The 3,174-nt window shown below is 67.2% G+C and carries 2 protein-coding genes and 1 pseudogene; all 3 read left to right on the top strand.

Translation table 11 applies throughout. From position 1 onward, the window contains the following. A pseudogene (locus EN993_RS33635) lies at nt 1–227 on the top strand (xanthine dehydrogenase family protein subunit M); the annotation flags it as partial. Further along, nucleotides 217–2,475, top strand: coding sequence for a xanthine dehydrogenase family protein molybdopterin-binding subunit (locus EN993_RS33630; RefSeq protein ID WP_127266034.1), 2,259 nt, complete (start codon nt 217–219; stop codon nt 2,473–2,475). The pseudogene EN993_RS33635 and the gene EN993_RS33630, both read left to right, overlap by 11 nt. Nucleotides 2,476–2,707: 232 nt before the next feature. Then, the coding region (locus EN993_RS33625) for a (2Fe-2S)-binding protein (protein ID WP_164757983.1) at nt 2,708–3,174 on the top strand (467 nt) is incomplete at its 3' end.

The following is a 3,174-nucleotide window of genomic DNA, read 5'->3' as shown; positions in this document are numbered from 1 at the left end:
AAGCCGTCCTGCTTGGCGCGGATGCCAACGAGGCGACCTTCGCCAGCGCGGCGGACGCCGCCTTGGCCGATGCCAGCCCCTCCGGCGACAATGCGTTCAAGATCGAGCTTGCCCGCCGCATCGTGGTCAGGGCGCTGATTTCAGCCCTTTCGGGAACGCCCGAGCGTCTGCCAGCCCTTCCTGCCTCCCCGTTCTCAAACATTCCCGGAGTGCGCCATGACGCTTGAACTCAGCCTCAACCAGCAACCCGCCCATGCCCGGCAGGGCTCCAGCATCGGCCAGCCGCTGACCCGCCGCGACGGCTTTCTGAAAGTCACCGGTGGCGCGCGCTATGCTGCCGACAACCATCCGCCCGGCATGCTCTACGCCGTGCTGGCCGTCAGCAGCATCGCGCGCGGCCGCGTTGCCGCGCTGGATACCGAGGCGGCCAAGGCACACAAGGGCGTGGTCGAGGTGATGACGCCCAAGAACCGGCCGGCGCTCGCCATCGATCCGGATGCCAAGGACAACCCCTTCATGTTCCGGCTCGACCTGCTGCAGAACGATCAGGTCCGCTACCCCAACCAGAGCATCGCCGTGGTGATCGCCGAGACGCTGGAGGCCGCGACCGAAGGAGCAGCACTGCTGTCGCCGCGCTATGAAGCACAGCCGGCGCGCGTTAGCCTCGACGGCGCCGAAAGCTTCGTGCCGCGTGCAGTCGGCGTCGGCGGTCCGGCGGTGCAGCACAAGGGCGATGTCGAAGCCGGCCTCAAATCCGCAAAGACGCGGATCGAAGCCACCTACGAGACCCCGGCCCAGTACCACAATGCCATGGAGCCGCACGCGATCGTCGTCGCCTGGGATGGCGACAGGCTGTCGATCGACACGCCGAGCCAGGGCCTTGCCATGGCGCAGGGCCGCATCGCCGGCCTGTTCGGCATCGCGCCGGAAAACATCCACATCCGCAGCCCGTTCCTGGGCGGCGGCTTCGGTTCGAAAGGCATGATCTCCGGGCCGCAGGTGCTCGGCATCCTGGCGGCGCGTCTTGTTGGCCGTCCGGTCAAGCTGGTGCTGCGGCGCGAGCAGATGTACGGCCCGGTCGGCCATCGCGCGCCGACGCGCCAGACGCTCCGCATGGGCATGGATGGCAAAGGGCGGCTGACGGCCATCGACCATCACGCCAGGACCGCGTCGAGCACCTTCGACGATTTCTTCGAACCGGCCGCGGATGCCTCGCACACGCTCTATGCCAGCCCGGCCATCGCGACCTCGCACGATGCCGTGCGGCTCGACACCGGTACGCCGCTGTTCATGCGGGCGCCGGGCGAAGCCACCGGCTCGATCGCTCTGGAGAGCGCCATCGATGAGGCGGCTCACGCCTGCGGCATGGACCCGCTGGAATTCCGGCTGCGGAACTATGCCGAGGTCGAGCCGATGACCGGCAAGCCGTTTTCCTCCAAGGCGCTGCGCGAATGCTACAGGCAAGCGGCTGAGACGTTCGGCTGGGCGAGCCGCCCGCTTCAGCCGCGGCTGATGCGCGACGCGGACGGTTTCCTGACCGGCTGGGGCATGGGCACGGCGACGTTTCCAGCCCTGATGTTCCAGGCCGAGGCCCGCGCCGTGCTGAGAAGCGACGGCAGCGGCCTGATGGAGACCGGCGCGCAGGATATGGGACAAGGCGCCTGGACAGCGTTTGCCCAGATCGCCGCCGACGGACTGGGACTGGACATCGACCGGGTCGAGTTCAGGGCCGGCAGTTCCGACCTGCCCAATGCAGGCATTGCCGGCGGCTCCGGCCACACGGCGACGGCCGGCATGGCAATCCACAATGCGGGTGCTGCCGTCATCGCCAGGCTCGCCGATCTCGCCACCGGCAACGAGGCCTCACCGCTATTCGGTGCCGGCAACGAAGGCGTGCTGGCGCGCGGCGGCCGCCTTTACCGACGCGACGATGAAAGCCGCCGTGAAAGCTATGCCGAGATCCTCGCGCGCGCGGGTCTCACCGAGATCGAAGCCCATGGCAAGGGCGCACCGGATCCAGCGTCCCAGGAGACCTATGCCAAGCACGCGCATGGCGCCGTGTTCGCCGAGGTGAAGGTTGATCCGGATTTCGGCCAGATCCGTGTCACAAGGCTGGTCGGCGCGTTCGCCGCCGGACGGGTCATCAATCCGCGGCTGGTGCGCAGCCAGTATTATGGCGGCATGATCTGGGGCATTTCCTTCGCGCTGCATGAGGAAGCCGTCACCGACCGGCGCTCGGGCCGGATCCAAAATGCCAACCTCGCCGAATATCATGTCCCGGTGAATGCCGACGTGCCGTCGGTCGAGGCGCTGCTGGTCCACGAGGACGACCCCTACGTCAACGCGCTCGGCATCAAGGGCGTTGGCGAAATCGGCATCACCGGCACGGCTGGCGCCATCGCCAATGCGGTCTGGCATGCAACCGGCGTGCGGCCCCGGCGCTTTCCAATCCGCATCGAGGACCTGCTGGGGTGAAGAGTGGTCCCGCGAAGCGGGCGGGGAGCCAAGCTTGGCTTCCCAAACGACGAACGGTGAAGGCCCGGTCCGCCTACGGGCGGATCAAAAGGTCCAGTGGACCTTTTTAAGGGGCTGAACGCCCGAAGGGGCACGGAGCGACAGCGAAGGGCCGGACAGCGGGCACTAGGTCCGCCGCCTGCCCAACATGAGATCAACCGACTTCGCGTCAAGCAACTGGAGCCAGACGCCCATGACGAAAATCCCCGTCCATCTCGATATCAACGGCCACCATCACGAACTGCAACTCGAGCCGCGCGTCACTCTGCTCGATGCCTTGCGCGACCGCCTCGGCCTGACCGGAACCAAGAAGGGCTGCGACCACGGCCAGTGCGGCGCCTGCACCGTGCATGTCGACGGCGAGCGCGTACTGGCTTGTCTCACACTTGCAGCTCAAGCTCAGGGCCGCACCGTCACCACCATAGAGGGGCTTGCACGGGAGGGCGAAATGCATCCCGTGCAGGCTGCCTTCCTCGAACAGGATGCCTTCCAGTGCGGCTATTGCACGCCCGGCCAGATCATGTCGGCGGTCGCCTGCATCCGCGAAGGCCATGCCGGCTCCGACGAAGAAATCCGCGAATACATGGCCGGCAATCTCTGCCGCTGCGGCGCCTATCCACACATCGTCGCCGCCGTCCGCCAAGCAGCCCAGGAGGTCGC

Origin of the sequence: Mesorhizobium sp. M7D.F.Ca.US.004.01.2.1, assembly GCF_003997785.1 — a bacterium.
GTDB lineage: Bacteria > Pseudomonadota > Alphaproteobacteria > Rhizobiales > Rhizobiaceae > Mesorhizobium > Mesorhizobium loti.
This window is presented reverse-complemented; position numbering and strand designations above follow the sequence as displayed.

What these genes read in the sequence shown, in the direction of transcription:
- EN993_RS33630 (WP_127266034.1), top strand. Translation starts at nt 217, where the DNA reads ATGACGCTTGAACTCAGCCTCAACCAGCAACCCGCCCATGCCCGGCAG.